The organism is Xenorhabdus yunnanensis (genome assembly GCF_028598805.1).
GTDB classification, from domain to species: Bacteria; Pseudomonadota; Gammaproteobacteria; order Enterobacterales; family Enterobacteriaceae; genus Xenorhabdus; species Xenorhabdus yunnanensis.
In genome coordinates this window covers 1-23,048 of the sequence record NZ_JAQRFI010000026.1, presented here as the reverse complement: position 1 = coordinate 23,048, position 23,048 = coordinate 1, and the positions used below count along the sequence as shown (strand labels likewise).

Here is a 23,048-nt window from a genome sequence, read left to right as displayed (position 1 = left end):
CGATTGATGCTGTTATTCTCTCCCATCCGGACTATCACCGTCGGCTCCAGAATCACACTGGATCTGCTGACCCCTGTTTTAACCCTTATTGCTTCATTTTCAGATAAGCTAAAAAAACAATAAAGACAATGACAAACAGAGCGCTCGCGGGCTTCATAAAATGATCAGTCGATATTTTATGTTACCGCCGGTAGGGAGTTTCACCCTGCCCTGAGATAAACAATTGCACTATAGCGCTAATAATCGGCAGGAGCAAACAACAAAATCAAATATGAAACCTGGCTCTCAATCATTTATGCTTTCGCCATGAAATATTAAAATACTGCCAACACCTCTATGCTATAACGCTCTGTTACGCTATAAGATATCGTTAGCTATAAAGTACAGTTACACCATAAAAGGATGATAATCATGCTCGATCCAAAGAAAATTGAACAAATTGCGCGCCAATTCCACAATGTTATGCCAAAAGGCGTCAAAGAATTTGGCGATGATGTAGAAAAAAAATTGCGTACCGTTCTGCAATCCCAATTGAGCAAGTTGGATCTTGTAAACCGCGAAGAATTTGATATTCAGACACAGGTCTTGCTACGCACCCGTGAGAAATTGGCTGCAATGGAACAACGCTTGAATGAATTGGAAGCCCGTCTCGAAGGAGCAGACAAAAAAAATCAACAGGCTGAATAATGATGCGAGGAGAATAGCGGCCTCAGCTCAGTTCTCCTCCCTATTTTATATTTTTTTCTACACATATAGCCCTGACAATATCCATATTATGTTGCGTTAAATTTTTCATGCACGCCTTATATTTATCTCCATAACTTTTAAATTCTTCCCTTGCTATGGATAATGGTTTTTTCAATAACTCCTCAATAAATTCGGCACTTCCTACCTCAAAATGCTGGTAATCTATCGGTGTATCCCAATATCCTCCCCATCTCATAAAGCCATTCGAAAAAAAGACATCAAGCACTTTTTCCGCCATCCCTTCTCTAACTATTTTTCCGGGCCTTTTTTCTATTCTATTCAAATATTTTTCTTCGCTACCCTCAGGAAAAACATAAGGAACACCATGCTTAAAACCTAAAAATGGATTCTGTACCGGGTTAATATCTATAGCTGCGCCATACGCATGCTTTGACCATGATGAAGCCCCTGTTATTTTCCTTCCATTGAATGCTGACGTGTTATTATCACGCATGGAGGCATTATCATCCCCATGATAATGCTCGATTGCCAAGGCCTTATGTATTGGGAATCGAGCTGATAATAATTCGTGAAAAATATTTTCAACTTGTGGTGAAAATATATCAAGAACAACGATCTCACCGAGATTTTCATTTCCTGAGAAATCAATGTATGTGAAATTAACCACGTTTAATCGATTACAAGATACTGGATTGCTTTTTGTTATCACGTCAGACAATTTCATTTTCTGACAATCATCTTGTGTAAGTGGAGATATTTTCGCTGACGCATAATCAGGAAATAAAAAAACAAATAAAAATGCAATTTTAAATAGTTTCATAAATCCATCATAAATAATAAATTAGATAATACATTATCATAATTACTATTTGCTTAGAGTAAATGATTCATTTATTTATTATCGAAAGAAAAAATGACAGATAACTTGAAAGAAAAAAGAAGGAAAGCATCTGCCGCCATGCTCCAAAAGAAGCATAACGGCACATGATATTTATTTTATTGGCGCTTAATAGTCTTGATGATATTAGTCGTTGAAATACCGTCCTCGAAGTTCAATACCTTAACTTCACCACCCGCAGCCCAAACTTCTTCGCTACCGGCAATCTCTTCTGGCTTATAATCGCCGCCTTTGACCAAAATATCCGGCAAGATACCTGCGATTAAGCGCTGTGGTGTATCTTCTTCAAATGCTACAACCCAATCTACAGATTCCAGAGCCGATAACACAGTCATGCGCTGTTCCAACGGATTTACTGGACGCGTTTCCCCTTTGAGGCGCTTGGTTGACGCGTCACTATTCACAGCAACGATCAGGCGATCACCCAATTTGCGTGCGTTGGACAGATAAGAAACGTGGCCTGCATGAAGAATGTCAAAACAACCATTGGTCATGACGATACGTTCACCACGCTGACGGGCCTGTGTAACAGCTTCTTTCAATTTGGCTTCACTCATTACGCCAAATCCGGTTTCTGCACGCCCACGCACTGCATTTTCCAGCTCAACAGGTGAAACCGTAGAAGTTCCCAGCTTGCCAACAACCACACCCGCTGCCGCATTAGCTAGGTAACAGGCTTCATTCAGCGGCTTGCCAGCAGCTAAAGCCGTTGCCAATACACCAATCACGGTATCTCCTGCGCCAGTGACATCAAACACTTCCTGAGCTTGGGTCGGCAGATGCAATGGGGGTTGTCCAACCCGCAACAAACTCATTCCTCGCTCAGAACGCGTGATCAACAGCGCTTTCAGTTCCAAATCCTGTACCAGTTTCGTGCCTTTCTGCACTACATCATCATCATCCTTGCAATGCCCTACAACGGCTTCAAACTCTGACATATTCGGCGTCAGCAGCGTTGCACCACGATAGCGGCTAAAATCGCTGCCTTTTGGATCGATAAGCACAGGAACATTGGCTTCATTGGCTAGCTTAATCATGGCCTGAATCTGACTCAATGCTCCCTTGGCATAATCTGACAGTACTAACGCACCAATATGAGGCAAGGATTGTTGAATTTTTTCCAGCATTGGCTGGGCATCCACGTTCTGGAACCCTTCTTCAAAATCCAGACGCAATAATTGCTGATTACGTGATAAGACACGCAGTTTTGTGATAGTTGGATGAGTTGGAACAGAAACAAAATCACATCGGACTTTCACACTGCTGAGTTTCTCACTCAATGCCCGCGCAGCGTCATCAATGCCCGTCAAGCCAACCAAACCTGAATTAGCACCCAATGAAGCAATATTCATGGCTACGTTAGCCGCTCCGCCAGGACGCTCTTCTATGGTTTCTACCTTAACCACTGGAACCGGTGCTTCCGGTGAAATGCGGCTGGTTGGGCCGTACCAGTAGCGATCTAACATGACATCGCCAACAACCAAAACACTTGCGCGGTGAAAATCAGGGAGTGTTACTTTCATCCCATGCTCCAAATATCAGAATAAACTGTTGCGGATATTACCATAATCAAACTCAGTGCCAGAAAACTTGATCAGGAAAAGCGACTATTTCAGCTATTTCTGTAACTGCTATTTCTGTAACTACTATTCCTGTCACTCCGCACTAAAATCATTTTCTAGCCATTTTTGCCAGCTATCACGTACCAATGCTTGCTGCTGGCTGAAATGTCCGGCCGAAACTCGGCTGGATAACGCTTGCAAAGCTAAATGATGCAGTTCATCACGCATGGTGATATAAGCCTGTGTCAGCGCCATCGCTTCTTGCTCACCCATAATGTTATAGTTCGCCATTAGCTCGAAAATTCGTACATTATCAGACCAGCGGGTCAACTTGGCATTTTCCGGGGCATAACGCAGTACCTGATACTGAGCGATAAACTCAATATCGGTGATCCCACCCGGATCAGCTTTGATATCAAATTGATCTTGTTGATGGCTGCCCAAGTGTCGATACATTTTCTCTCGCATCTCACGCACTTGTTGACGCAGAAGATCGGGATCGCGGGGAAGACACAATGTTTCACGGCGAATACGTTCAAAATAATTGCGCATTTTTTCATCACCAAAAATCATACGCGCACGAATCAGCGCCTGATGCTCCCAAGTCCACGCTTCATTTTTTTGGTAATCATCAAAGGCTTCAAGGGTACTGACCAGCATTCCCGACTCACCAGATGGCCGCAGACGGGCATCAACGTCATACAGTATCCCCGACGCTGTTCGGGTACTGAACAAATGCATGATGCGTTGGGCAAGACGCAAATAAAATTGCCGGGCATCAATGGAACGAGCACCATCCGTCATCACATCCATGGGGCAATCCAGCAAGAACACCAGATCCAAATCAGAACCATAACCGAGTTCCCAACCACCCAATTTGCCATAGCCAAGAATGGCAAACCCTAATCCCTGTCGCTGGGATAAATGCGCCGGAACACCATAGCGTTTTATCATTTGATTCCACGCCAGCTTTACAACAGCTTCAATAATCGCTTCTGCCAGATAAGTCAGATGGTCACTCACTTTCATTACAGGCAAGACACCCGCAATGTCTTCTGCTGCGATCCGCAATAATTGTGCTTGCTTAAATTGACGCAAAGCCTCCAGCAATTGTTCTTCATCGTCTTCAGGGATACGTAGCAGATATTGATAAAGCTCATCACGATAAGCTTCCATCGGCAACGGCTGATACAGCGATTTGGGATCAAGCAGTTCATCCAGTAATAGCGGGTGGTGAGCAAGCTGACTTGCTATCATTGGAGAAGCAGCACAGAGCCGGATAACATGGATCATGACCTGCTCTGATTCCAGCATCAGTTCCAGATAAGTCGTACGGCTAACAATGCTGAGCAACAGGGAAATAATCCGCTCCAAAACGATATCGGCATCTTCTCTGGCTCCAATTTTCTCCAACAGACGCGGCATCAATTGGTCAAGCACATCCCTTCCCCTTGGGCCAATGGTGCGCTTACTGACGTCTTTACGGAAAAGCGCCATCACATCAAGCATCTTCCGGGCTTTTACATCATCAAGATGAGGAATTAATACGATGAGTTCGGCGGTATTCAGGGATTCCTGCCATAAACTTTTGAACGGCACATGGCTGGCCTCTTCACTGTTTTCCTCTATTTCATCGCCAATCAATTGTCGGAAAATAGCCCGCACTGCATTCATTTTGCGTTCGGTTTCTGCCATCAATTCATTCCAATCGGCAAAATTCATTCCCCAAGAGAGACGAGCACGATCCAGCTCATTATCCGGTAAAGTTTGCGTTTGTTGGTCACGAATAGATTGCAGCAAGTTCTCAAGCCGACGTAAAAACAGATAACTTTCTTCCAGTTGTTTCAACTGTTCCGTGGGCAATAAAGCCAAATCGTCGATGGCTTTCAATGCTGACAATAATGAACGGGATTGCAGACTCGGTTCTCTTCCTCCACGAATAAGCTGAAACACCTGAGTGATAAACTCAATTTCACGGATCCCGCCCGCCCCCAATTTAATATTATCTTTTAATCCCCGACGACGAACTTCCCGTTCAATCATGCCTTTCATATTACGCAAAGATTGAATCGCACTGAAATCGATATAACGACGGAAAATAAACGGTCGTAACATTTGGCGCAGTTCCTGACCATAAGCCTGATCACCATGCCCCAAAATACGCGCTTTCACCAAAGCATAACGTTCCCAGTCACGCCCTTGTTCCTGATAATAATCTTCCAATGCCGGAAAACTGAAAACCAAAGGCCCACTATCACCAAATGGGCGTAATCTCATATCTACACGATAAACAAATCCGTCTACAGTTTGTTGATCCAGGGCCTTAATTAACTTCTGTCCCAATCGAGTAAAGAACTGAGAATTATCCATGTCTCGACGACCGCCTTGCGTTACGCCATTTTCTGGATAGGCAAAAATGAGGTCAATATCAGAGGAAAAATTGAGTTCTCCGCCTCCCAACTTCCCCATCCCCAAAATAAGCAGCGGCTGTGCCACACCATCACTATTCGTAGGCGTTCCCCAATCCTGACAGCAACGCAGGTAAAGCCAATCACGAGCGGCTATAATCAGAGTTTCAGCCAACATACTTAATTGCTGTAATGTCTGTTCTGTCGTACTGCTTTGCAATGCCTGCGACCATGCAATCCTGACCAGCATCCGATGACGGAAAAGACGTAACCCCCGCATCAGACCATTTTCATCATTTGCCGCCAGCAACGTTTGTTCTAACCAATGGGCATAATATTGCCATTCCTCTGATTGAGGGGGATTCTGGTGAATATCCTCCAGCCACACCGGATGTGATAACACGTTTTCTGCCACAAAATCACTCAATGACAGCACAGCCTGTTCATTAGGTGAAAAGGACGTTATCGTTTCCCCCAATGGCGGAAGATTTGCAGCGATATGCTGTAATTGTCGAGCTAAGGGTAATGAAAGTGGCAGCATAACTGTTTTCCTTACTGGCTGTTTTTTAGTCTTTTTTAGCTATTTTACATAGCAAAGGGCTTATCGGTGCTGAGCCATCAACCATTGCATTAACGCCAGCTTACATTGCAACAAAGAAGCGCTATAACACACAGTTTCAGCTTCTGAACGATTTTCAGACCAAGTTGCGGAGGACATATTTAAAGCAACCTTTAATTCCGGCAGGAAATTAGCTAATGAATCCAATATCGGCAAATGTTCAGTTTGTCTTTCAGTCAGTTTCGTCACCCACTGTAAAACCTGCACCAATCCCATTTTTCCTTCTGGCAAACCTGCTAGCCACCCTTCTTCTTGCTCTTGCCATTGCGCCAGAATTTCAGTCAGAAGCACAGACAAGGGCTGCTGCCATTCCAACTCGTCCGGCACTCTTGGCAATGTTTTATGTGATAAGCCATTTTTATGTGATGAACCATGAACAAGCGCATATCCCCGTGCAGCCTTGCTTTTATTTGTTAAACGCAGGCCATTCTGTGATGCCAGTTTATTCGCTAATGACAGAATATCAGTGACATTTCCGCTTTTCAGTTCCAATTCAAACTCACAAATAGGTGAAGTCTGACTTCCTGAATTTTTATTTTCAGAAAAAATGGTTCCCTGATCCAGCACCACTTCAATTTCACTTTCTCCGTAAGTGATAAGCCATTTTTCACGGTTAAAATCGGTGCTGAATAATTTGTTCAATTGTGCCTGTAGATGAGCGAGATCGGTATTTTCAGGCCAGATATAGCTGGGAAATCGAGCCAGATCCAATTCAGGATGAGGCAAAGGAACGTTGAATTCAGGACGTTGGTGCAATCCCCCAAGCACTTTACCCGCAGTTTTGATGGTCATCTCATAGTACCCATCAAAACCACGAATGCGCAGCCCCATATCCCAACGCCGTAATTGATTCTCTGCCGTCTCAAAATAAATATTAGTCAGATGTTGTGGTGAAGTGTAATCATGAGGAAACTGAAATAACTGCTGGCGAACTGCCGGTATCGCATCAGGCTTCACGGACAGTTTCAATTCTATTTCTACAGAACTCATATTTTTTATTCCTCAATTGATATCACAGAATTTTTTTCTTAATCCTGTTGACACTATCTTTCACAGAAGAAAATTTTTCATAGAAGAAAAAATTCTCATAGAAGAGAAAAATAAACCACAATAGGGTGTTATCTCAACAAACATCACATTCACTTCGCCAAAAAAAACCTAACAAGGCCTGTATTCAGGCTGTTGATATAGCACTTATTCTGGTTTACTGATTGCACCCACAAACGTAACTCTTTACTATCCCTTAAGTAGTTTGAATCACGATAGTTTGAATCACGATTAGTCCATACTCGATTAGTCCATACACAAAGAACAGTTGAACATAGAATGCAAAAACTACATCGATTATTTATCCTGTTATTGAGTTTCACTCTTCCATTATCCGCACACGCTGAAGAAAAACGCTATGTTTCCGATGAACTATCAGCTTACATTCGTAGCGGCCCAAGCATTAAAAACCGAATTATTGGCTCACTGAATGCCGGTGAAGAGGTTACCTTAATCAGCCTCAAATCGGATAATGGCTTCCTGCAAGTGAAAGACCAGAAAGGGCGTACAAGCTGGATACTCGCAAGTGAACTCAGCAACATTCCAAGCCTGCGTGAACGTATCCCCTCCATGGAACAAGAGATCAAAACATTAACCGAAAAACTGTCCACAATTGACGATAGATGGAATGAACGCACTGCCGAGTTGCAAAACAAAGTGGCAACCAGCGATAAGACCATCAATGATCTGAAAAAAGAAAATACCCAGATCCAGACTAAATTGATCGTAGCTGAGAAAAAGGTAGAAGCTGCCAATGTGCAACTGGATAAAAAACAAAGGGAAATTATCTTGCAATGGTTTGCATATGGCGGCGGTGTTGCGGGGATTGGCCTGATTTTGGGGCTGGTATTGCCACATATTATCCCTCGTCGTAAAAAGAAAGATCGTTGGATGAGCTGATTTAAGGAAGTAAGAGTGAAAGTTTATTTGGTTGGCGGCGCCGTTCGCGATCAATTATTGGGCCTACCCGTCATCGAACGGGACTGGGTTGTCGTCGGAGGCAATCCAGAGGCTCTTCTGTCTCAGGGATATCAACAAGTCGGGAAAGATTTCCCCGTTTTCCTGCACCCTAAGACTCATGAAGAGTACGCGCTGGCACGCACAGAAAGAAAATCAGGTCAGGGATATACTGGTTTTACCTGTTATGCCGATCCCGATGTGACACTGGAAGAAGATCTTCTGCGCCGTGATTTAACGATTAACGCCATTGCCCAAACGCCCAAAGGTGAATTAATCGATCCTTATCATGGTGCCAATGATCTCAAAAATCGTATCCTGCGCCATGTATCCACAGCGTTTTCAGAAGATCCATTACGTGTGTTACGTTTGGCTCGTTTTGCTGCTCGCTTTGCCCATTTAGACTTTTCAATTGCACCAGAAACACAAGCACTCATTGCAGAAATGGTCTCAAGTGGTGAATTGTCATCATTGACCCCTGAGCGTGTTTGGCGGGAAACTGAAAAAGCGCTTACCTCACAATCACCACAAGTCTATTTTCAGATTCTGCGTGATTGCGGGGCATTAGCCGTACTCTTTCCTGAGATCGATAACTTGTTTGGGGTTCCTTTGCTTGAACATGATGCCGGGCTGCATTCATTACAGGTTTTGCGAATATCCACCCAATTGAGCGAAGAAATAGATATTCGTTTCGCCTCTCTATGTTGCCATGTCGAAGTGACACCGCTGAAACAAATGTGCGAACGGCTGCGCATTCCCAACTCGGCACGCGACTTGGCCACGATTGTGACGCAATATCACCATTGGGTACATACCGCGGAACAATTGTCTCCAGAAGCCCTGCTGGCCTTGTTTAATGCTTTGGATGCCTGGCGCAAGCCTCAACGCATTGAACAGCTGATTATTTGTAGTAACGCAATCTATAGTGAAGCAACCTGTAACGAAGCAGACAACCGTGGATACAAAGGAGCAGAAACTTCACTCTACCCACAAGGTGATTATTTGCGTGAAGTGTTTGCCATTGCCAGTCAAGTAAACGTCCAAGAAGTGATTGCCCGTGGATTTCAGGGCGCTGAGATTCGCACCGAGTTGGAGCGTCAGCGACACATTGCCATCGCAGATTGGAAACAACTATCAATTTATTAAGACAACTATCAATTTATTAAAACAACAATCGATTTATTAAACTAACTAATTAATTAACTCAAGCGTCCCAAATAATTAACCTAATTGGGACGCTTTTTAATGCAGTCAGCCAAAAAGCACGCCAATCAGCTTGCACTCCGTTCAATCACTACACCGACACTTCTTGCTTGTGCAACCGCGCCCGGTTTGTTGACTTTCACCCTTACCCAAGGTGAATGAAATTGGGTCAGCAAGATATCCGCCACTTCTTCTGCGACCCGCTCAACCAAGGCAAAATGTTGGTTAGCCGCATGATTAATGATGGCTTCACTAACCTTGGCATAATCCAGACAATGCTCAACATTATCACTGGAAGAGGCTCGTTTGTTATCCCATCCCATTTCGATATCGAACACTAATTTCTGTTTAATAGCCTGTTCCCAGTCATAAACGCCAATAGTGGTAATGACTGTTAATTCTTCAATAAATACGATATCCATCACGACCTTTCCCCCGTTTTTCAGTTCGCCAGATACCACTTCTGACGAAATATGCGTATTATCCATTGTTAGACTTAAGAAAACGACTCTTATTCATTGGAGATATCTTATGAGTGCTATCGCGCTTGGCATGATCATCTTCGCGTACTTGTGTGGCTCTATATCCAGCGCGATATTGATCAGCCGTTTGGCAGGGCTTCCCGATCCCCGTCAACATGGTTCCGGCAATCCAGGGGCAACCAATGTACTGCGCATCGGTGGTAAGTGTGCTGCATTGGCAGTACTGGTTTGTGATGTTCTAAAAGGGCTAATACCGGTTTGGCTGGCATATAAACTCAACATTTCCCCATTGTGTTTAGGCATTATCGCCATTGCCGCCTGTCTGGGGCATATCTATCCCCTCTTCTTCCATTTCAAAGGGGGAAAAGGTGTGGCAACGGCTTTCGGTGCCATTGCTGCCATCGGTTGGGATCTGACGGGATTGATCACGGGAACATGGTTGCTGACGGTGTTGTTAAGCGGCTACTCTTCATTGGGTGCCATCGTCAGTGCACTAATTGCACCTTTCTATGTCTGGTGGTTCAAACCTGAATTTACTTTTCCCGTCGCAATGCTGTCATGTCTAATACTCATGCGTCATCACGATAATATTCAACGTCTGTGGCGAGGACAGGAAAGCCGTATCTGGCAGAAACTGAAAAAGAAACAGGAAATGACAGATAAAGAGAAAATTCAGGCAACTAAAGAACAAGAGCAACAAGACGACTGAGAGCAATGGCTTTATTTCAATTTTATTGTGAAAGATACTACACTTTTTAATATTGATTAATTTCCACTCATTAAAGGAATCGGATTAACGCGGCAAAAAACCAAATAACCTATGAGAGAGACCTTATGAAAGCACTCGTTTATCATGGCGCAGGCAAAAAGCATTGGGAAGAAAAAACACCACCTCAACTTATTGAGTCAACCGATGCAATCGTCCGCATTATCAAAACCACTATTTGCGGAACAGATTTACATATCCTCAAAGGGGATGTTCCAACTGTAGACGCAGGACGAACATTGGGTCATGAAGGTATTGGGGTAGTCGAGTCTGTTGGAGAATCTGTCCATAATATCAAAGTGGGTGATAAAGTGATTATCTCCTGCATCACAGTTTGTGGTCGTTGTCGTTATTGTAAACGTCAGCTTTATTCCCATTGTGAAGATGGCGGTTGGATACTTGGACATAAGATCGATGGCACGCAAGCTGAAAAAGTGCGTATTCCCCATGCAGATAATAGCCTGCACCGTCTGCCGGAAGGCGTTAATGAAGATGCGGCATTAATGCTCAGTGACATCCTGCCTACGGGTCTTGAGATCGGTGTCATCAATGGCAGGGTGCAACCGGGTAATACCATCGCCTTGGTCGGCGCAGGCCCTGTAGGGCTTTCTGCGTTACTGGCATCGCAGTTCTATTCACCAGCCCATATCATCATGATTGATACCGATGATAACCGCCTTCGTGTCGCACAACAGCTGGGAGCAAATACCATCATCAATCCAACACGTCAAAACGCGGTAGAAGAAATTCAAAAACTCACTGATGGCATCGGTGTGGATGTCGCGATTGAGTGCGTAGGTATCCCTGCAACATTCAAGATCTGCCAAGATATCATTACCGCTGGTGGATATATCGCTAACGTTGGTGTTCATGGAAAATCCGTTGAATTGCACTTAGAAGATCTTTGGATCAAAAACATTACCATCACGACAGGATTGGTAAACACAAGCAGTACACCTATGCTGCTGAAAAGCGTCCAATCCGGCAAGATTTCACCTGAAAAACTGGTAACTCATCGCTATTCGCTGAGTGAAATTGAAACTGCCTATGAAGTTTTTGGCAACGCTGCAAAGGAACAAGCTCTGAAAATTGTTCTGACGGCAGAATAAACAAAGGGATAATCAGGTATCCGCAATTTGAATATACATCTTCCCTTTAATCAGATAATGAAAAGGCTGAGTACCAAATAGCACTCAGCCCATATCAAACAGCATATTTTTTATCATTTTTACAGAGCGGGAAGATCCGCCAACGGCCAACGTGCTTTCACCGTTACACCCAATTCACCGGCAGTTCCTCCTTGCAAACGGATCATGCCAGCCAACGCGATCATTGCCCCATTATCAGTACAGAATTCAGGTCGGGCATAGAAAACTTCGCCTCCCAGCTTTTCCATCACTTCCTGCATCTTGGTACGCAATGTTTGATTTGCACTAACTCCACCCGCCATCACCAAGCGTTTGAATCCCGTCTGTTCCAAGGCACGTTTACACTTAATCGCCAACGTATCCACAACCGCATCTTCAAATGCGCGGGCAATATCTGCTTTGGTTTGCTCATCCTCAGCCATATTATGACCATGAATGTTATTGCGGATCGTATTGGCTGCAAACGTTTTTAGGCCTGAGAAGCTGAAATCCAGCCCCGGACGATCTGTCATCGGACGCGGAAAGACAAAACGCCCCACCTTGCCCTGCTGTGCCATACGAGCAAGAACTGGCCCCCCCGGATAATCCAATCCGAGCAGTTTTGCTGTTTTGTCAAAAGCCTCGCCCGCCGCATCATCAATAGATTCACCGAGCAATTTGTATTCACCGATACCCGTCACGCTAATAAGCTGGGTATGGCCGCCTGAAACCAGTAAGGCAACAAAAGGAAACTCAGGAGTGTTTTCTTCCAGCATCGGTGCCAGCAAATGGCCTTCCATATGATGTACGGGAATAGCAGGCACACCCCATGCAAATGCCAGTGAACGTCCGATTGTTGCCCCAACCAGCAAGGCTCCAACCAATCCCGGCCCCGCTGTGTAAGCAACTGCATCAATATCTTTACTCGTCAGGCCTGCTTCCTTCAAAGCCGCCTGAATCAAAGGAACTGTCTTACGAATGTGGTCACGGGACGCCAGTTCAGGTACTACACCGCCATAATCAGCATGTAGCTTGACCTGACTGTATAATTGATTGGCTAACAGACCGATTTTGTCGTCATAAATTGCGATTCCGGTTTCATCGCAGGACGTTTCTATACCTAAAACTCGCATTGCACTATTCGTCTCGTTGTTTTACGTCTCGTTGTTTGGTCACTATACACATTCGTATTTCTTTCAACGGGCGCCAGTGTAACATTATCTATTTATACAGCTCTAATCTATTTATGCACCTCTAATCTATATATGCCTCTATACTTAAATCCCTTGCTGATAACCACTCTAACATTCTCATCACCGAGTCCATTACATGCTGGCTATTTTTTCTGATTAGTCTATAATCAATCTCCTACTTGAATATTCTGTGTGGTTAATGTTAATGACGCCGATATCAGATTGCTTGTTTTGCGTACAAAAAAGCATCCTGTAACCCATGGCGTTATCGGTTTCAATTTGCCTCGGCACTTTACAAAGCCGTGTTCATTGAAGTAAAATTCCGCACCATTTTAAAGACGGCTGGCACTATCACGCCAGCGACAAACCCGATTTCTATTGAGGTGAGAGGCACATGCCAGTAATTAAAGTACGTGAAAACGAGCCATTTGACGTAGCACTGCGTCGCTTTAAGCGTTCTTGCGAAAAAGCAGGCGTATTAGCAGAAGTTCGTCGTCGTGAGTTTTATGAAAAACCAACGACTGAGCGCAAACGCGCTAAAGCTTCTGCTGTTAAGCGTCATGCTAAAAAACTAGCTCGCGAAAACGCACGCCGCACTCGTTTGTACTAATCTTTGCGGTCAATCCGCTTAGTGGTTGTATTAACAAACTACTGCAGTTAAAGGCCGTGCTTTCCCAAAGGAAGCGCGGCTTATTCTCGTTCATCAACAGGCGTAAAAGGGCTTATGGCTGGACGAATTCCACGCGCATTTATCAATGACTTATTAGCAAGAACCGATATCATTGATTTGATCGATGTTAGGGTGCCTCTGAAAAAGAAAGGCAAAAATCATCAAGCGTGCTGTCCTTTTCATAACGAAAAAACCCCTTCATTCACTGTTAATAGTGATAAGCAGTTTTATCATTGCTTCGGTTGCGGGGCACATGGCAATGCCATTGATTTTTTGATGAATTATGACAGATTGGACTTTGTCGAATCCATCGAAGAACTGGCTGCAATGCATGGGCTGGAAGTTCCCTACGAAGCAGGCTCCGGCGGCGGTCAAATCGAACGTCACCAAAGGCAAAATCTTTACCAGCTGATGGATAAGCTCAACAGCTTCTATCAGAATTCACTGAATACCCCCGGCGCTCAATCAGCCCGACAATATTTGGCTCAACGTGGGCTCAGTGAAGAAATTATCCACCGTTTCGCCATTGGTTTTGCGCCTGCGGGATGGGATAACGCCCTAAAGCGGTTTGCCCATAACGAGGAAGATCGCAAACAGCTAAACGATGCGGGAATGCTGGTCACGAACGACAATGGCCGCACTTATGATCGTTTCCGCGAACGTGTGATGTTCCCTATTCGCGATCGTCGCGGTCGTGTGATTGCATTCGGTGGCAGAGTGCTGGGAGATGCACTTCCCAAATATCTGAACTCGCCGGAAACAGAAATATTTCATAAAGGCCGTCAGTTATACGGTCTTTATGAGGCACAGCAAAGCCACAGTACGCTTACAAGGCTATTAGTGGTTGAAGGTTATATGGATGTTGTTGCGCTGGCCCAATTTGGCATTGACTATGCTGTGGCTTCGCTAGGAACGTCCACGACAGCCGAACACGTTCAGTTGCTTTTCAGGACAACCGATAGCGTTATCTGTTGTTACGATGGTGACCGTGCGGGCCGTGATGCTGCATGGCGTACATTAGAAACGGCGCTGCCTTACCTGAATGATGGTCGGCAATTACGTTTTATGTTCTTGCCTGATGGCGAAGATCCTGATTCACTGATTCGCAAAGAAGGACGGGAAGCGTTCGAGCAAAGAACAGAAAAGGCACTGACCTTATCTTCATTTTTGTTCGAATCACTATTGCCACAGGTTGATTTAAGTAACCCTGAAGGAACGACTAAGCTCAGTTCGCTAGCCATGCCACTGATCAGTCAGATTCCAGGAGAAGTACTACGACTTTACCTGCTTAAAGAGCTTGGAAACCTGTTGGGTACTCCTGATACAACACAATTGGAACGATTTCTGGCAAAACTTGTCAAAAAAGATACCAATGCTTATCAGGCGCTAAAACTGAAACCTACAACAATGCGTATTCTTATTGCATTGCTGGTGCAAAATCCACATTTAGCGGCATTAGTTCCTCCACTACAGGGAATGTTTTCTACGCAAATAGCAGGATTGCCATTATTCTTAGAGCTTATCGACACGTGCCTTGCCCAACCCGGTTTAACCACTGGGCAACTGTTAGAGCAATATCGCGATAATAAATATGCTAAACAGCTTGAAAAACTCGCTGCATGGAACGATATACAGATAGAAGAGATTGCTGAAAAAACCTTTAGCGATGCACTGAATCATCTTTTCGCGTCAGCACTTGATGAACGTTTTAACTTTCTGATTGCTAAAGAGAGAACTGAAGGTCTAACACCAGAAGAGCGCGAAGAAGTCCGGTTAATTACGGTTTCTGGCGCGAGTAAATAAGAATCTGTCTCAGCAAGGCTATTTACTTCAAGACTTCATTATTTGAAGGCTATATTACTTGGCTTACTTACACAATGGGTTTGTATCCACAATATGCCTTGATAAAAATATCGCTAATGAAAATGTAACTTAGTGAAAATATAGCTTGGTGAAACAGGTTCTAAATCAAAACCTAAAATCGCAGACACAGAATTCACGGCTTAAATGCCGCATTAGGTAGGGTAAATAGTCCTACAATTGCCGCAATTGAGGGCAGCGGCAATACAATGAAAACATCCTCAAATGTTATTGTTGGCATATTTGTTTTGCCGACCGACACCAACCAATACTCTGAAGTGTGGATACCGTCTTATGGAGCAAAACCCGCAGTCACAGCTAAAGCTACTTGTCACCCGAGGTAAGGAGCAAGGCTATTTGACCTACGCTGAGGTCAATGACCATCTGCCGGAAGATATCGTCGATTCTGATCAGATAGAAGATATCATCCAAATGATCAATGACATGGGCATCCAGGTAATGGAAGAAGCACCTGATGCCGATGATCTCATGTTGGCAGAAAACACAAACGACACAGATGAAGACGCAGCGGAAGCAGCCGCACAAGTGTTATCTAGTGTCGAGTCAGAAATCGGTCGTACCACTGATCCGGTTCGCATGTACATGCGTGAAATGGGTACGGTTGAGCTCCTGACTCGCGAAGGTGAGATTGACATTGCAAAGCGCATTGAAGATGGCATCAACCAAGTACAGTGCTCCGTTGCTGAATACCCTGAAGCGATTACTTACCTGCTGGAGCAGTACGACCGTGTTGAATCCGGCGAGAGTCGTCTGTCCGATTTGATCACGGGTTTCGTTGATCCTAACGCAGAAGAAGATCTTGCACCAACAGCCACTCACGTTGGCTCAGAACTTCCTCAGGAAGAACTTGACAACAATGATGACGATGAAGATGACGAAGAGCGTGATGATGATGCTGACAGCGAAGATGATAACAGCATCGATCCAGAATTAGCTCGTCAGAAATTCCTGGAACTGCGTGAGCAATATGAACTGACTCGTCAGTCAATCAAAGCTCACGGTCGTAGTCATCCTAATACCGCAGCAGAAATATTGACTTTATCTGAAGTATTCAAACAGTTCCGTCTGGTACCAAAACAGTTTGATTATCTGGTCAGCAACATGCGTTCCATGATGGATCGTGTACGTCGTCAAGAACGTCAGATCATGAAGATGTGTGTTGAGCAGTGCAAAATGCCGAAGAAAAACTTCATTACTCTGTTCTCTGGCAATGAAACGAGTGAGACATGGTTCACCGCTGCAAAAGCAATGAACAAGCCATGGTCTGACAAATTGCTGGAAGTTGAAGAAGAAGTTATGCGTAGCCTGCAAAAGTTATGTCAGATCGAAGAAGAAACTGGCATGACCATCGAACAGGTCAAAGACATCAACCGTCGCATGTCAATCGGTGAAGCGAAAGCCCGCCGAGCAAAGAAAGAGATGGTTGAGGCCAACCTGCGTCTGGTTATTTCGATTGCGAAGAAATATACCAACCGTGGTCTGCAATTCCTCGATTTGATTCAGGAAGGTAATATCGGCCTGATGAAAGCGGTTGATAAATTTGAATACCGTCGTGGTTACAAATTCTCAACTTACGCAACATGGTGGATCCGCCAGGCGATTACTCGTTCTATCGCAGATCAGGCACGCACCATCCGTATCCCAGTACATATGATTGAGACCATCAACAAACTCAATCGTATTTCCCGCCAGATGTTGCAGGAAATGGGTCGTGAACCTTCACCGGAAGAGCTGGCAGAACGTATGTTGATGCCTGAAGACAAGATCCGCAAGGTACTGAAAATTGCCAAAGAGCCAATCTCCATGGAAACCCCTGTGGGTGATGATGAAGATTCACATCTGGGCGATTTTATCGAGGATACCACTCTCGAACTACCGCTGGATTCAGCAACTTCAGAAAGCCTGCGCTCAGCAACTCACGATGTGCTGGCAGGTCTGACGGCACGTGAAGCGAAAGTTCTGCGTATGCGTTTTGGCATTGATATGAACACTGACCATACTCTGGAAGAAGTGGGTAAACAATTTGATGTAACCCGCGAGCGTATTCGTCAGATTGAAGCAAAAGCACTACGTAAACTGCGCCATCCAAGCCGTTCCGAAGTACTGCGCAGCTTCCTTGATGACTAATCAACGAACTTGCTGACAAATCTAAAAAGCGTCTGTTTCGACAGACGCTTTTTTATTACTCACGGATAAATCCCTGATATTCAAACAATGGCTTAAATCCAATACGCCGATACAATCCATTACCATCACGAGAGGCATCCAAATAGCACGCAGTTACACCATATTGTTTAGCTTCATTCAACACATGATTGATCAAGGCAGAGGCATATCCCCTTCTCTGTTTCTCCACCAACGTACTAATTTCATCAAGACGAACAATATTATCTAATCTTGATAAAGTTAAAGAGCAGACCGGCTGACCATCAACATACAAGGCATAATGTTGCAGATCTTTTCCCGCATCCAAAGCCGCCTGATGGCATTTTTGGTACTGCCCAGAAATAGAATCACCTGTCTCAAACGCACTTTCCATCGGGATTGCCCAATCATCCAAACAGTGGTTAACACACCGAATGTCATATTCCATAACTGATGCATCACTCATCTGCCAATTCACCAAATCAAGTTGCATGGCTGTAGTTATGCTATCAGCATCAAAAACAAATCCGGCCTGCTGAACCACCGCTAAAATTTGACTATCTGGCTCTACAGCAACAATCGCAAAAGGAACGTAAGTTTTCTCATCCAGCAATTGAATCCCTTTTTGTAGATCCTCTGCGGTCTGTTGATTAACATCGGTCACCAACAAAAAATTCAATGAATGCGTTTCAACACCAGTCACATAGGCTCGGACACTTTCACTGATATGCTGAGACATTTGGCTGATAGATGAAAAAAAGTGATCTTCTATTTGGTGATGAGCCCAAATAGCTGCCGATAAATTATTTTTTTTCATATTGATTTACCAAAATATTTTTATGAAAAGTAGTAAGAATGGTTGAAAATCAATGAAAAACACAAAATTACACTGATAAAATCTTATTGAGCAAATTATGAACGAAACACAGTAAACAATCAGAAATATTTGTCATAAAAGCAAACAACATCACTAAAAAAGATTTCAGATTACTTCCAATAAGCTGAGATACGTTAAAATATACTGATTATTGTATATAAAACACGCATATGAATTTTGGGGACTAGACCTAAGACCAAACTGTACCGTATAATCTCTCCACTTTAACGGCCCCTTAGCTCAGTGGTTAGAGCAGGCGACTCATAATCGCTTGGTCGCTGGTTCAAGTCCAGCAGGGGCCACCAAATTTTAGCTGTTAAATCAGCACATTAGGCCACTCTTAGACGAGTGGCTTTTTTGTATCTGTGAGACAGTGTCGCAAAAGTGTCGCACGAGATTTAATGACTCTCGACATACAACCTCTCGTTTGATGTTTTTTTTTCAATCAATCTCAATTAGCAGTAGTTTTTTGTGTATATCGGATATTTATCTAAAGGATGATTCACATGATGAATTACAAGGCAGCATCTGACTCTGAATTACTGGTGGAACTTAATAAGCTATCGGGTGATAGCTCTGTTGGCATATCAAGCAGAAAAAAAGAGTTTCTTTATGTGGTTAGACATCTGGAAACTGACGAACGCGCCATAGCCGTTCTATCTGGTGATTTAGATGGTAAGAAAGGGACATTGATCTTACTGACCAGTATTAATATTCATTTCATAAGAATCAGCCTGTTCAAAAAAATACATCACGATAAATTCCCTATAGTATTGATAACGAAGTGTGACGATAAGAAAGGGCTGTTATTTTCAAAAATCATATTCAATATTAATCATGAGCAAGAGTATGTTTTCAGCAATATTGAGAAAAAGGCTCTGGATAAGTTCCTTCCCCGTTTAAATGAATCTACCACTGCTTATGAAGCTTTATCATATGGACAAGATGAGCCGCAAGCTCGCACCTCTCAACCTGAGATAACCTCCCTGTATTCAGAAGAATCTAAGCCATCTATTTTAGATACAAGCTCTTTGGTAGAAAAATTAGAACTCATTGAAGAACTGAAAGATTTTGAAACTATCAATAACAAAGAGTTTAACATACTAAAAAATTACATCTTGGAATCGAACCTTGACAATAGGTTAGCCACGGTAAACATAAAAGCGTTGTGTGAGGATTTAGATAGGTTAAATGATTTTGTTAATGAGGGTGTTATCACAAAAAAAGATTTCTCCACTCAAAAGCAAGCCCTGTTAGCAGCATTACCAACTAACAATCAATCTCAATAAATTTCAGTTCCTTTTATTTCGCAAGGCCGCACAAACCCTGAACTCTTTAACAGGATGCGGCTTTGTCATGCGATCCAATAACTTCACGTAAAATAGAATTTTCCTTTTAATATCATTGCATTGATATCTTCCCCGTGATCCGCCTTTGATCCAAAAAATGAAATTTCCTGAAAATCTTTTCACACCTTTCAGTTGGCGATTTTTCCCACAACGCCAGCACGGGCACACGCTGGCGATTCCCTTTGTAGGATTTTAAAACTGAAAAAATTTTTTGATCCAAAACGTGCAGGCGGGTGCGGTGTAGTGCGTTTTACGTGGGGCTTACGTTTATTTCGTGGGGATTGTGCTGCGTGAGATTGACACAGGAATGCAGATCCAAATGAACCATTATGAGTAGTGAATCGAAAGATAAACGGTGTTGGGTGCGTTTGGTGGCGTTTAATGAGGGAACAAAAATAAACCCTGCCGAAGCAGGGTTATTTGATAAACAGGCAATCAATTGGTGAGGTTGATTGTGCTGTCTTTAGGTTGATAAGGGGGGTGTCTGGGAGCCAACGGATGAAAGTCTACTGACACCGCCATCATCGTTTTCAACGCGGTAATTGCACGTTGAAAATTAATCCGTACATTTCTAACGTAGAACTCAAATCTTACTTCTTACCCCTCAAAATAGCAATCTCACTCATTCGTAAGATAAGTAATACTTACCCAATCACAGGCGAATACTTCTGTTTCAGTCCTTCAGATTTATGGGCGGTGCCTCTGATAGCGCTGGCGTTCTGCGGTGTGCCTGTATTGTGATGGGTATGGGCGGCGGTCAGTTCCGCCAGTTCCCTGACCACATCCAGTGTGTCTAACATCAGGGTCATGACGTTAAGTTGCTGGCTGCCCACCCAGACCACGGGTGCAACAATTTCCTGTTTGACTCCGGCAATGCTCTGCTTAAGCAGGCCGATTTTCTCTATCAGCTTTTGGCCGACGTCGATAGTGGCCTCTTTCCCGACACTGACCACAAAATTCGATGAGGTTGCCACGCTGTAGTCACCCTCGGCGATTTGCTGGACAGCGCCCGCCAATAGCGTGGACGTGCCCAAGACCGTGATTTTATCCGTCGCCTGTACCGTGGTGTCCCGTGCTACCACCGTGCGCGTTTCCGTGTCAGCTTTGATTTCACGGTGCATCGACGATTCATTGATGGTCTGGTCAGTCTGGCGTATCCAGCTTCCTTCCTGTGTGATCCGTTGCGAGACTTCCGCCCGCTGCTGCTGCAATTGTTCACCCGGCTTAATATCGGGCAGGGTGTTGCCCTGGCTTAAGGTCTGGCGGATAAAAGGCTTGTCTGGCCTGCCGCCCTCAAATGCAATCTCAACCACGGTGCCAATGGGCGGATACTGGAACATCCCCGATTCACTGCCTGCCATGGGCAAAGGCAGCGGCACGGCACGATAAACCGGGGCGGCGGCATCTTTGCCGTTATCATCCAGCAATTGCACATCAACCGCATAGCGGGGGCGGAACGGGTCAGACATATCGCCGCTGGCCGTGCTTTCAGTGTGTGCCTCAATGCGGGCAAATTGGGGTAAATGCAGCCCGGCGGATAATTCAGGGTAAGCCGCATCAATCTGGCGCTGGGCAGGGGTTTTGTTCTCTGTCTGGCCTTTTGGCTGCCATGTGATGCTCATGTTTTCATTCAACAGGTTGACCTTGGTCAGCCGCTGCTGATTGACCACAAAGCCGGGGCGCAGGGATTGGATCATCGGCAGGGTCATGGCATTGCCTGCCGACTGACTCTGGCTGAATTCATTGGGGATTTCAGCGGGTTTATCCTTAAACATCGAATGCGCCCAACTGCCCAGATAGACCGAACCGTCCGGCAACTGATGCCAGATATAGTCTTCAATGGTAAAAAGCGGCCCCAGACTGCCCAGTAACTGATAGCCCGTGCCATTATGGGTATAGTGCGGAATGGGTTTATTGGTATAAGGGGCATCCGGTAAGGTGAACGTCAGGCCGCTGTGTTCCTGCAACCACGCCACCATCTGGCGTAACGTCGGGTGCTGAAATGAACACGGCCACGCCTTATCAAACACGCCAACCAGTTCACGGACAAACAAGCGCTGATAGCCGTTCTGGGCGGGTTGTGCGCGTTCCACATACCCGGTAAACCAGCGCAGCACCAAATCTGGATAACCCACATCAAGGCGTACCAGTTTCCCGGTGTAATCGGTGGTCGTCTCCGCCGTGATAAAGCCCCGGCCACAGGCAGACAGTTCCAGCATGAGATTGACATCCACCACATGCACCTCATCGCCGGATAAGCAGAGCCGCTGGATGGGTTTCATTCACCTACGCCCCCGATGCTGTCGTTAATGGGTTTCAATACCTTGCGTTCAAACCAGCTTAATTTTTCCGGGTCTTCCCCGGCTTTCGCGCCCCCTTGTCCGGTCTGTTTTTTAGCCTGAATGGAACCGGTGGCACGGGCATCGCGTTTTTCCGCTACGGACAGATGTTCCCTTAAGGTAAAGGTCACCTGCCATGCCTGTTTACCGTCCACCTTGCTGGCATCCATCGTGCCCGTAAAGGTGCCGATGCGAAAATTGATGGCCTGTGCGGTCAGGTTGGCCACCCGGTAGCGTTTCAGGTTGCCATTGTCTTTGGCTTCTGCCAATGCAAACAGGCGCGACAGGGTTTTCTGTTCGGTAAAGGGAATAATGCCCGTGATGCGCAGTTCTTTCGGCTTGATGCCTTGTTCGGCCACGGCGGTACTGGAAGACTGGCCGCTCTGGTCTTGATCCTGAAACATCATGGAGGGGGTGACAGTGAGACTTTTTAACGCAATGGCCTCGCCATCAAGGGCGAGGGTGATAATTTGGCTCATGGTGTAGCATCTTTTCTAATGGGCGGATATCGTCCCCGGCAAACAGAACCGCCAGCGTGTAAACGGCGTCCGGTTCGGGGATATTCTGTCGCAACTTTTCGGCCAAATGGACGCCGTCCCCTTTCCCTGAGAACGCCCAGACACTGGCCGATTTATCCTTGATGCCATTCAGGGCATCCGTCACATGTTGCAAGGCGTTTTGCCTTGCCGTGGTAAACCCGCTTAACTGGGATTTTAACCCGGCAAGACTGCTGCCCGCACTGGCCTGCGCGTTGGCTTTAGCAATCAGTTGCGCATTGATTGCCTGACGGCTGGTCGCCGTAGATAGCGGTTGCGGC

18 protein-coding genes, 1 tRNA gene, 1 pseudogene and 1 riboswitch are annotated in these 23,048 nt (G+C 44.9%); of the genes and pseudogenes, 10 read left to right on the top strand and 10 right to left on the bottom strand.

Annotated features, from left to right (window positions below; genetic code table 11):
• Positions 1–10: 10 nt before the first annotated feature.
• Positions 11–222: riboswitch (FMN riboswitch) on the bottom strand.
• Between the two features lie 189 nt (positions 223–411).
• A complete protein-coding gene (gene ubiK / locus PSI23_RS12110; protein ID WP_273555334.1) occupies positions 412–687 on the top strand; it encodes a ubiquinone biosynthesis accessory factor UbiK in 276 nt (91 codons plus the stop codon).
• Between the two features lie 40 nt (positions 688–727).
• Here the strand turns inward: ubiK and PSI23_RS12105 are convergent, their stop codons facing one another.
• The 4 genes from PSI23_RS12105 to PSI23_RS12090 all read right to left on the bottom strand — a co-directional run bounded on the left by PSI23_RS12105 (position 728) and on the right by PSI23_RS12090 (position 7,185).
• Positions 728–1,528, bottom strand: coding sequence for a M15 family metallopeptidase (locus PSI23_RS12105; RefSeq protein ID WP_273555333.1), 801 nt, complete (start codon positions 1,526–1,528; stop codon positions 728–730).
• A gap of 176 nt (positions 1,529–1,704) precedes the next feature.
• Positions 1,705–3,129, bottom strand: coding sequence for a bifunctional D-glycero-beta-D-manno-heptose-7-phosphate kinase/D-glycero-beta-D-manno-heptose 1-phosphate adenylyltransferase HldE (gene hldE / locus PSI23_RS12100; protein WP_273555332.1), 1,425 nt, complete (start codon positions 3,127–3,129; stop codon positions 1,705–1,707).
• A gap of 132 nt (positions 3,130–3,261) precedes the next feature.
• Positions 3,262–6,117, bottom strand: a complete 2,856-nt coding sequence (gene glnE, locus PSI23_RS12095; protein WP_273555331.1) for a bifunctional [glutamate--ammonia ligase]-adenylyl-L-tyrosine phosphorylase/[glutamate--ammonia-ligase] adenylyltransferase — start codon at positions 6,115–6,117, stop codon at positions 3,262–3,264.
• A gap of 60 nt (positions 6,118–6,177) precedes the next feature.
• The gene (locus PSI23_RS12090) at positions 6,178–7,185 is read right to left on the bottom strand and encodes a CYTH domain-containing protein (RefSeq protein ID WP_273555330.1); all 1,008 of its coding nucleotides are present in this window, start codon (positions 7,183–7,185) and stop codon (positions 6,178–6,180) included.
• Positions 7,186–7,521: 336 nt separating this feature from the next.
• Between PSI23_RS12090 and PSI23_RS12085 the strand changes: the two genes are divergently transcribed.
• The gene (locus tag PSI23_RS12085) at positions 7,522–8,142 is read left to right on the top strand and encodes a TIGR04211 family SH3 domain-containing protein (protein WP_273555329.1); all 621 of its coding nucleotides are present in this window, start codon (positions 7,522–7,524) and stop codon (positions 8,140–8,142) included.
• A gap of 15 nt (positions 8,143–8,157) precedes the next feature.
• Positions 8,158–9,345 (top strand): multifunctional CCA addition/repair protein, encoded by a 1,188-nt coding sequence (locus PSI23_RS12080; RefSeq protein ID WP_273555328.1) that lies wholly within the window; start codon positions 8,158–8,160, stop codon positions 9,343–9,345.
• A 125-nt stretch (positions 9,346–9,470) separates the two neighbouring features.
• On the opposite strand, the gene folB is transcribed toward PSI23_RS12080, so the two are convergent.
• Positions 9,471–9,824, bottom strand: a complete 354-nt coding sequence (gene folB / locus PSI23_RS12075; protein ID WP_273555365.1) for a bifunctional dihydroneopterin aldolase/7,8-dihydroneopterin epimerase — start codon at positions 9,822–9,824, stop codon at positions 9,471–9,473.
• A 109-nt stretch (positions 9,825–9,933) separates the two neighbouring features.
• Between folB and plsY the strand changes: the two genes are divergently transcribed.
• Together plsY and PSI23_RS12065 are read left to right on the top strand one after the other, a co-directional pair.
• Positions 9,934–10,593: a glycerol-3-phosphate 1-O-acyltransferase PlsY gene (gene plsY / locus PSI23_RS12070; protein WP_273555327.1), complete on the top strand. Its 660-nt coding sequence runs from the start codon at positions 9,934–9,936 to the stop codon at positions 10,591–10,593.
• A 125-nt stretch (positions 10,594–10,718) separates the two neighbouring features.
• On the top strand, positions 10,719–11,759 hold the full coding sequence (locus PSI23_RS12065; protein ID WP_273555326.1) for a zinc-dependent alcohol dehydrogenase family protein: 1,041 nt from the start codon (positions 10,719–10,721) through the stop codon (positions 11,757–11,759).
• A 119-nt stretch (positions 11,760–11,878) separates the two neighbouring features.
• Here the strand turns inward: PSI23_RS12065 and tsaD are convergent, their stop codons facing one another.
• A complete protein-coding gene (gene tsaD, locus PSI23_RS12060; protein ID WP_273555325.1) occupies positions 11,879–12,910 on the bottom strand; it encodes a tRNA (adenosine(37)-N6)-threonylcarbamoyltransferase complex transferase subunit TsaD in 1,032 nt (343 codons plus the stop codon).
• A gap of 454 nt (positions 12,911–13,364) precedes the next feature.
• Here tsaD and rpsU point away from each other — a divergent pair, with 454 nt between their 5' ends.
• From rpsU to rpoD, 3 genes are all read left to right on the top strand, one after another.
• Positions 13,365–13,580, top strand: a complete 216-nt coding sequence (gene rpsU / locus PSI23_RS12055) for a 30S ribosomal protein S21 (RefSeq protein ID WP_001144069.1) — start codon at positions 13,365–13,367, stop codon at positions 13,578–13,580.
• Positions 13,581–13,694: 114 nt separating this feature from the next.
• Positions 13,695–15,443 (top strand): DNA primase, encoded by a 1,749-nt coding sequence (gene dnaG, locus PSI23_RS12050; RefSeq protein ID WP_273555324.1) that lies wholly within the window; start codon positions 13,695–13,697, stop codon positions 15,441–15,443.
• Positions 15,444–15,794: 351 nt separating this feature from the next.
• Positions 15,795–17,648 (top strand): RNA polymerase sigma factor RpoD, encoded by a 1,854-nt coding sequence (rpoD, locus tag PSI23_RS12045; RefSeq protein WP_273555323.1) that lies wholly within the window; start codon positions 15,795–15,797, stop codon positions 17,646–17,648.
• A 55-nt stretch (positions 17,649–17,703) separates the two neighbouring features.
• Here the strand turns inward: rpoD and PSI23_RS12040 are convergent, their stop codons facing one another.
• Positions 17,704–18,483, bottom strand: a complete 780-nt coding sequence (locus PSI23_RS12040) for a GNAT family N-acetyltransferase (RefSeq protein WP_273555322.1) — start codon at positions 18,481–18,483, stop codon at positions 17,704–17,706.
• A gap of 289 nt (positions 18,484–18,772) precedes the next feature.
• Here PSI23_RS12040 and PSI23_RS12035 point away from each other — a divergent pair.
• Positions 18,773–18,848: transfer RNA gene (locus tag PSI23_RS12035), tRNA-Ile, on the top strand.
• Between the two features lie 201 nt (positions 18,849–19,049).
• A complete protein-coding gene (locus PSI23_RS12030; protein WP_273555321.1) occupies positions 19,050–19,832 on the top strand; it encodes a PH domain-containing protein in 783 nt (260 codons plus the stop codon).
• A gap of 704 nt (positions 19,833–20,536) precedes the next feature.
• Here PSI23_RS12030 and PSI23_RS12025 read toward each other — a convergent pair.
• The 3 genes and pseudogenes from PSI23_RS12025 to PSI23_RS12015 form a co-directional block, all read right to left on the bottom strand.
• Positions 20,537–22,174, bottom strand: a complete 1,638-nt coding sequence (locus tag PSI23_RS12025; RefSeq protein WP_273555320.1) for a hypothetical protein — start codon at positions 22,172–22,174, stop codon at positions 20,537–20,539.
• Positions 22,171–22,710, bottom strand: coding sequence for a baseplate complex protein (locus PSI23_RS12020; RefSeq protein WP_273555319.1), 540 nt, complete (start codon positions 22,708–22,710; stop codon positions 22,171–22,173). Before PSI23_RS12020 ends, PSI23_RS12025 begins: the two co-directional genes overlap by 4 nt.
• Positions 22,682–23,048, bottom strand: a pseudogene (locus PSI23_RS12015) (hypothetical protein); the annotation flags it as partial. The pseudogene PSI23_RS12015 and the gene PSI23_RS12020, both read right to left, overlap by 29 nt.

Coding starts and splice junctions, on each gene's coding strand:
- ubiK (WP_273555334.1), top strand. CDS start 412: ATGCTCGATCCAAAGAAAATTGAACAAATTGCGCGCCAATTCCACAAT.
- PSI23_RS12020 (WP_273555319.1), bottom strand. CDS start 22,710: ATGAGCCAAATTATCACCCTCGCCCTTGATGGCGAGGCCATTGCGTTA.
- PSI23_RS12065 (WP_273555326.1), top strand. CDS start 10,719: ATGAAAGCACTCGTTTATCATGGCGCAGGCAAAAAGCATTGGGAAGAA.
- PSI23_RS12085 (WP_273555329.1), top strand. CDS start 7,522: ATGCAAAAACTACATCGATTATTTATCCTGTTATTGAGTTTCACTCTT.
- PSI23_RS12105 (WP_273555333.1), bottom strand. CDS start 1,528: ATGAAACTATTTAAAATTGCATTTTTATTTGTTTTTTTATTTCCTGAT.
- dnaG (WP_273555324.1), top strand. CDS start 13,695: ATGGCTGGACGAATTCCACGCGCATTTATCAATGACTTATTAGCAAGA.
- PSI23_RS12040 (WP_273555322.1), bottom strand. CDS start 18,483: ATGAAAAAAAATAATTTATCGGCAGCTATTTGGGCTCATCACCAAATA.
- PSI23_RS12090 (WP_273555330.1), bottom strand. CDS start 7,185: ATGAGTTCTGTAGAAATAGAATTGAAACTGTCCGTGAAGCCTGATGCG.
- glnE (WP_273555331.1), bottom strand. CDS start 6,117: ATGCTGCCACTTTCATTACCCTTAGCTCGACAATTACAGCATATCGCT.
- rpoD (WP_273555323.1), top strand. CDS start 15,795: ATGGAGCAAAACCCGCAGTCACAGCTAAAGCTACTTGTCACCCGAGGT.
- PSI23_RS12025 (WP_273555320.1), bottom strand. CDS start 22,174: ATGAAACCCATCCAGCGGCTCTGCTTATCCGGCGATGAGGTGCATGTG.
- tsaD (WP_273555325.1), bottom strand. CDS start 12,910: ATGCGAGTTTTAGGTATAGAAACGTCCTGCGATGAAACCGGAATCGCA.
- hldE (WP_273555332.1), bottom strand. CDS start 3,129: ATGAAAGTAACACTCCCTGATTTTCACCGCGCAAGTGTTTTGGTTGTT.
- rpsU (WP_001144069.1), top strand. CDS start 13,365: ATGCCAGTAATTAAAGTACGTGAAAACGAGCCATTTGACGTAGCACTG.
- PSI23_RS12030 (WP_273555321.1), top strand. CDS start 19,050: ATGATGAATTACAAGGCAGCATCTGACTCTGAATTACTGGTGGAACTT.
- folB (WP_273555365.1), bottom strand. CDS start 9,824: ATGGATATCGTATTTATTGAAGAATTAACAGTCATTACCACTATTGGC.
- plsY (WP_273555327.1), top strand. CDS start 9,934: ATGAGTGCTATCGCGCTTGGCATGATCATCTTCGCGTACTTGTGTGGC.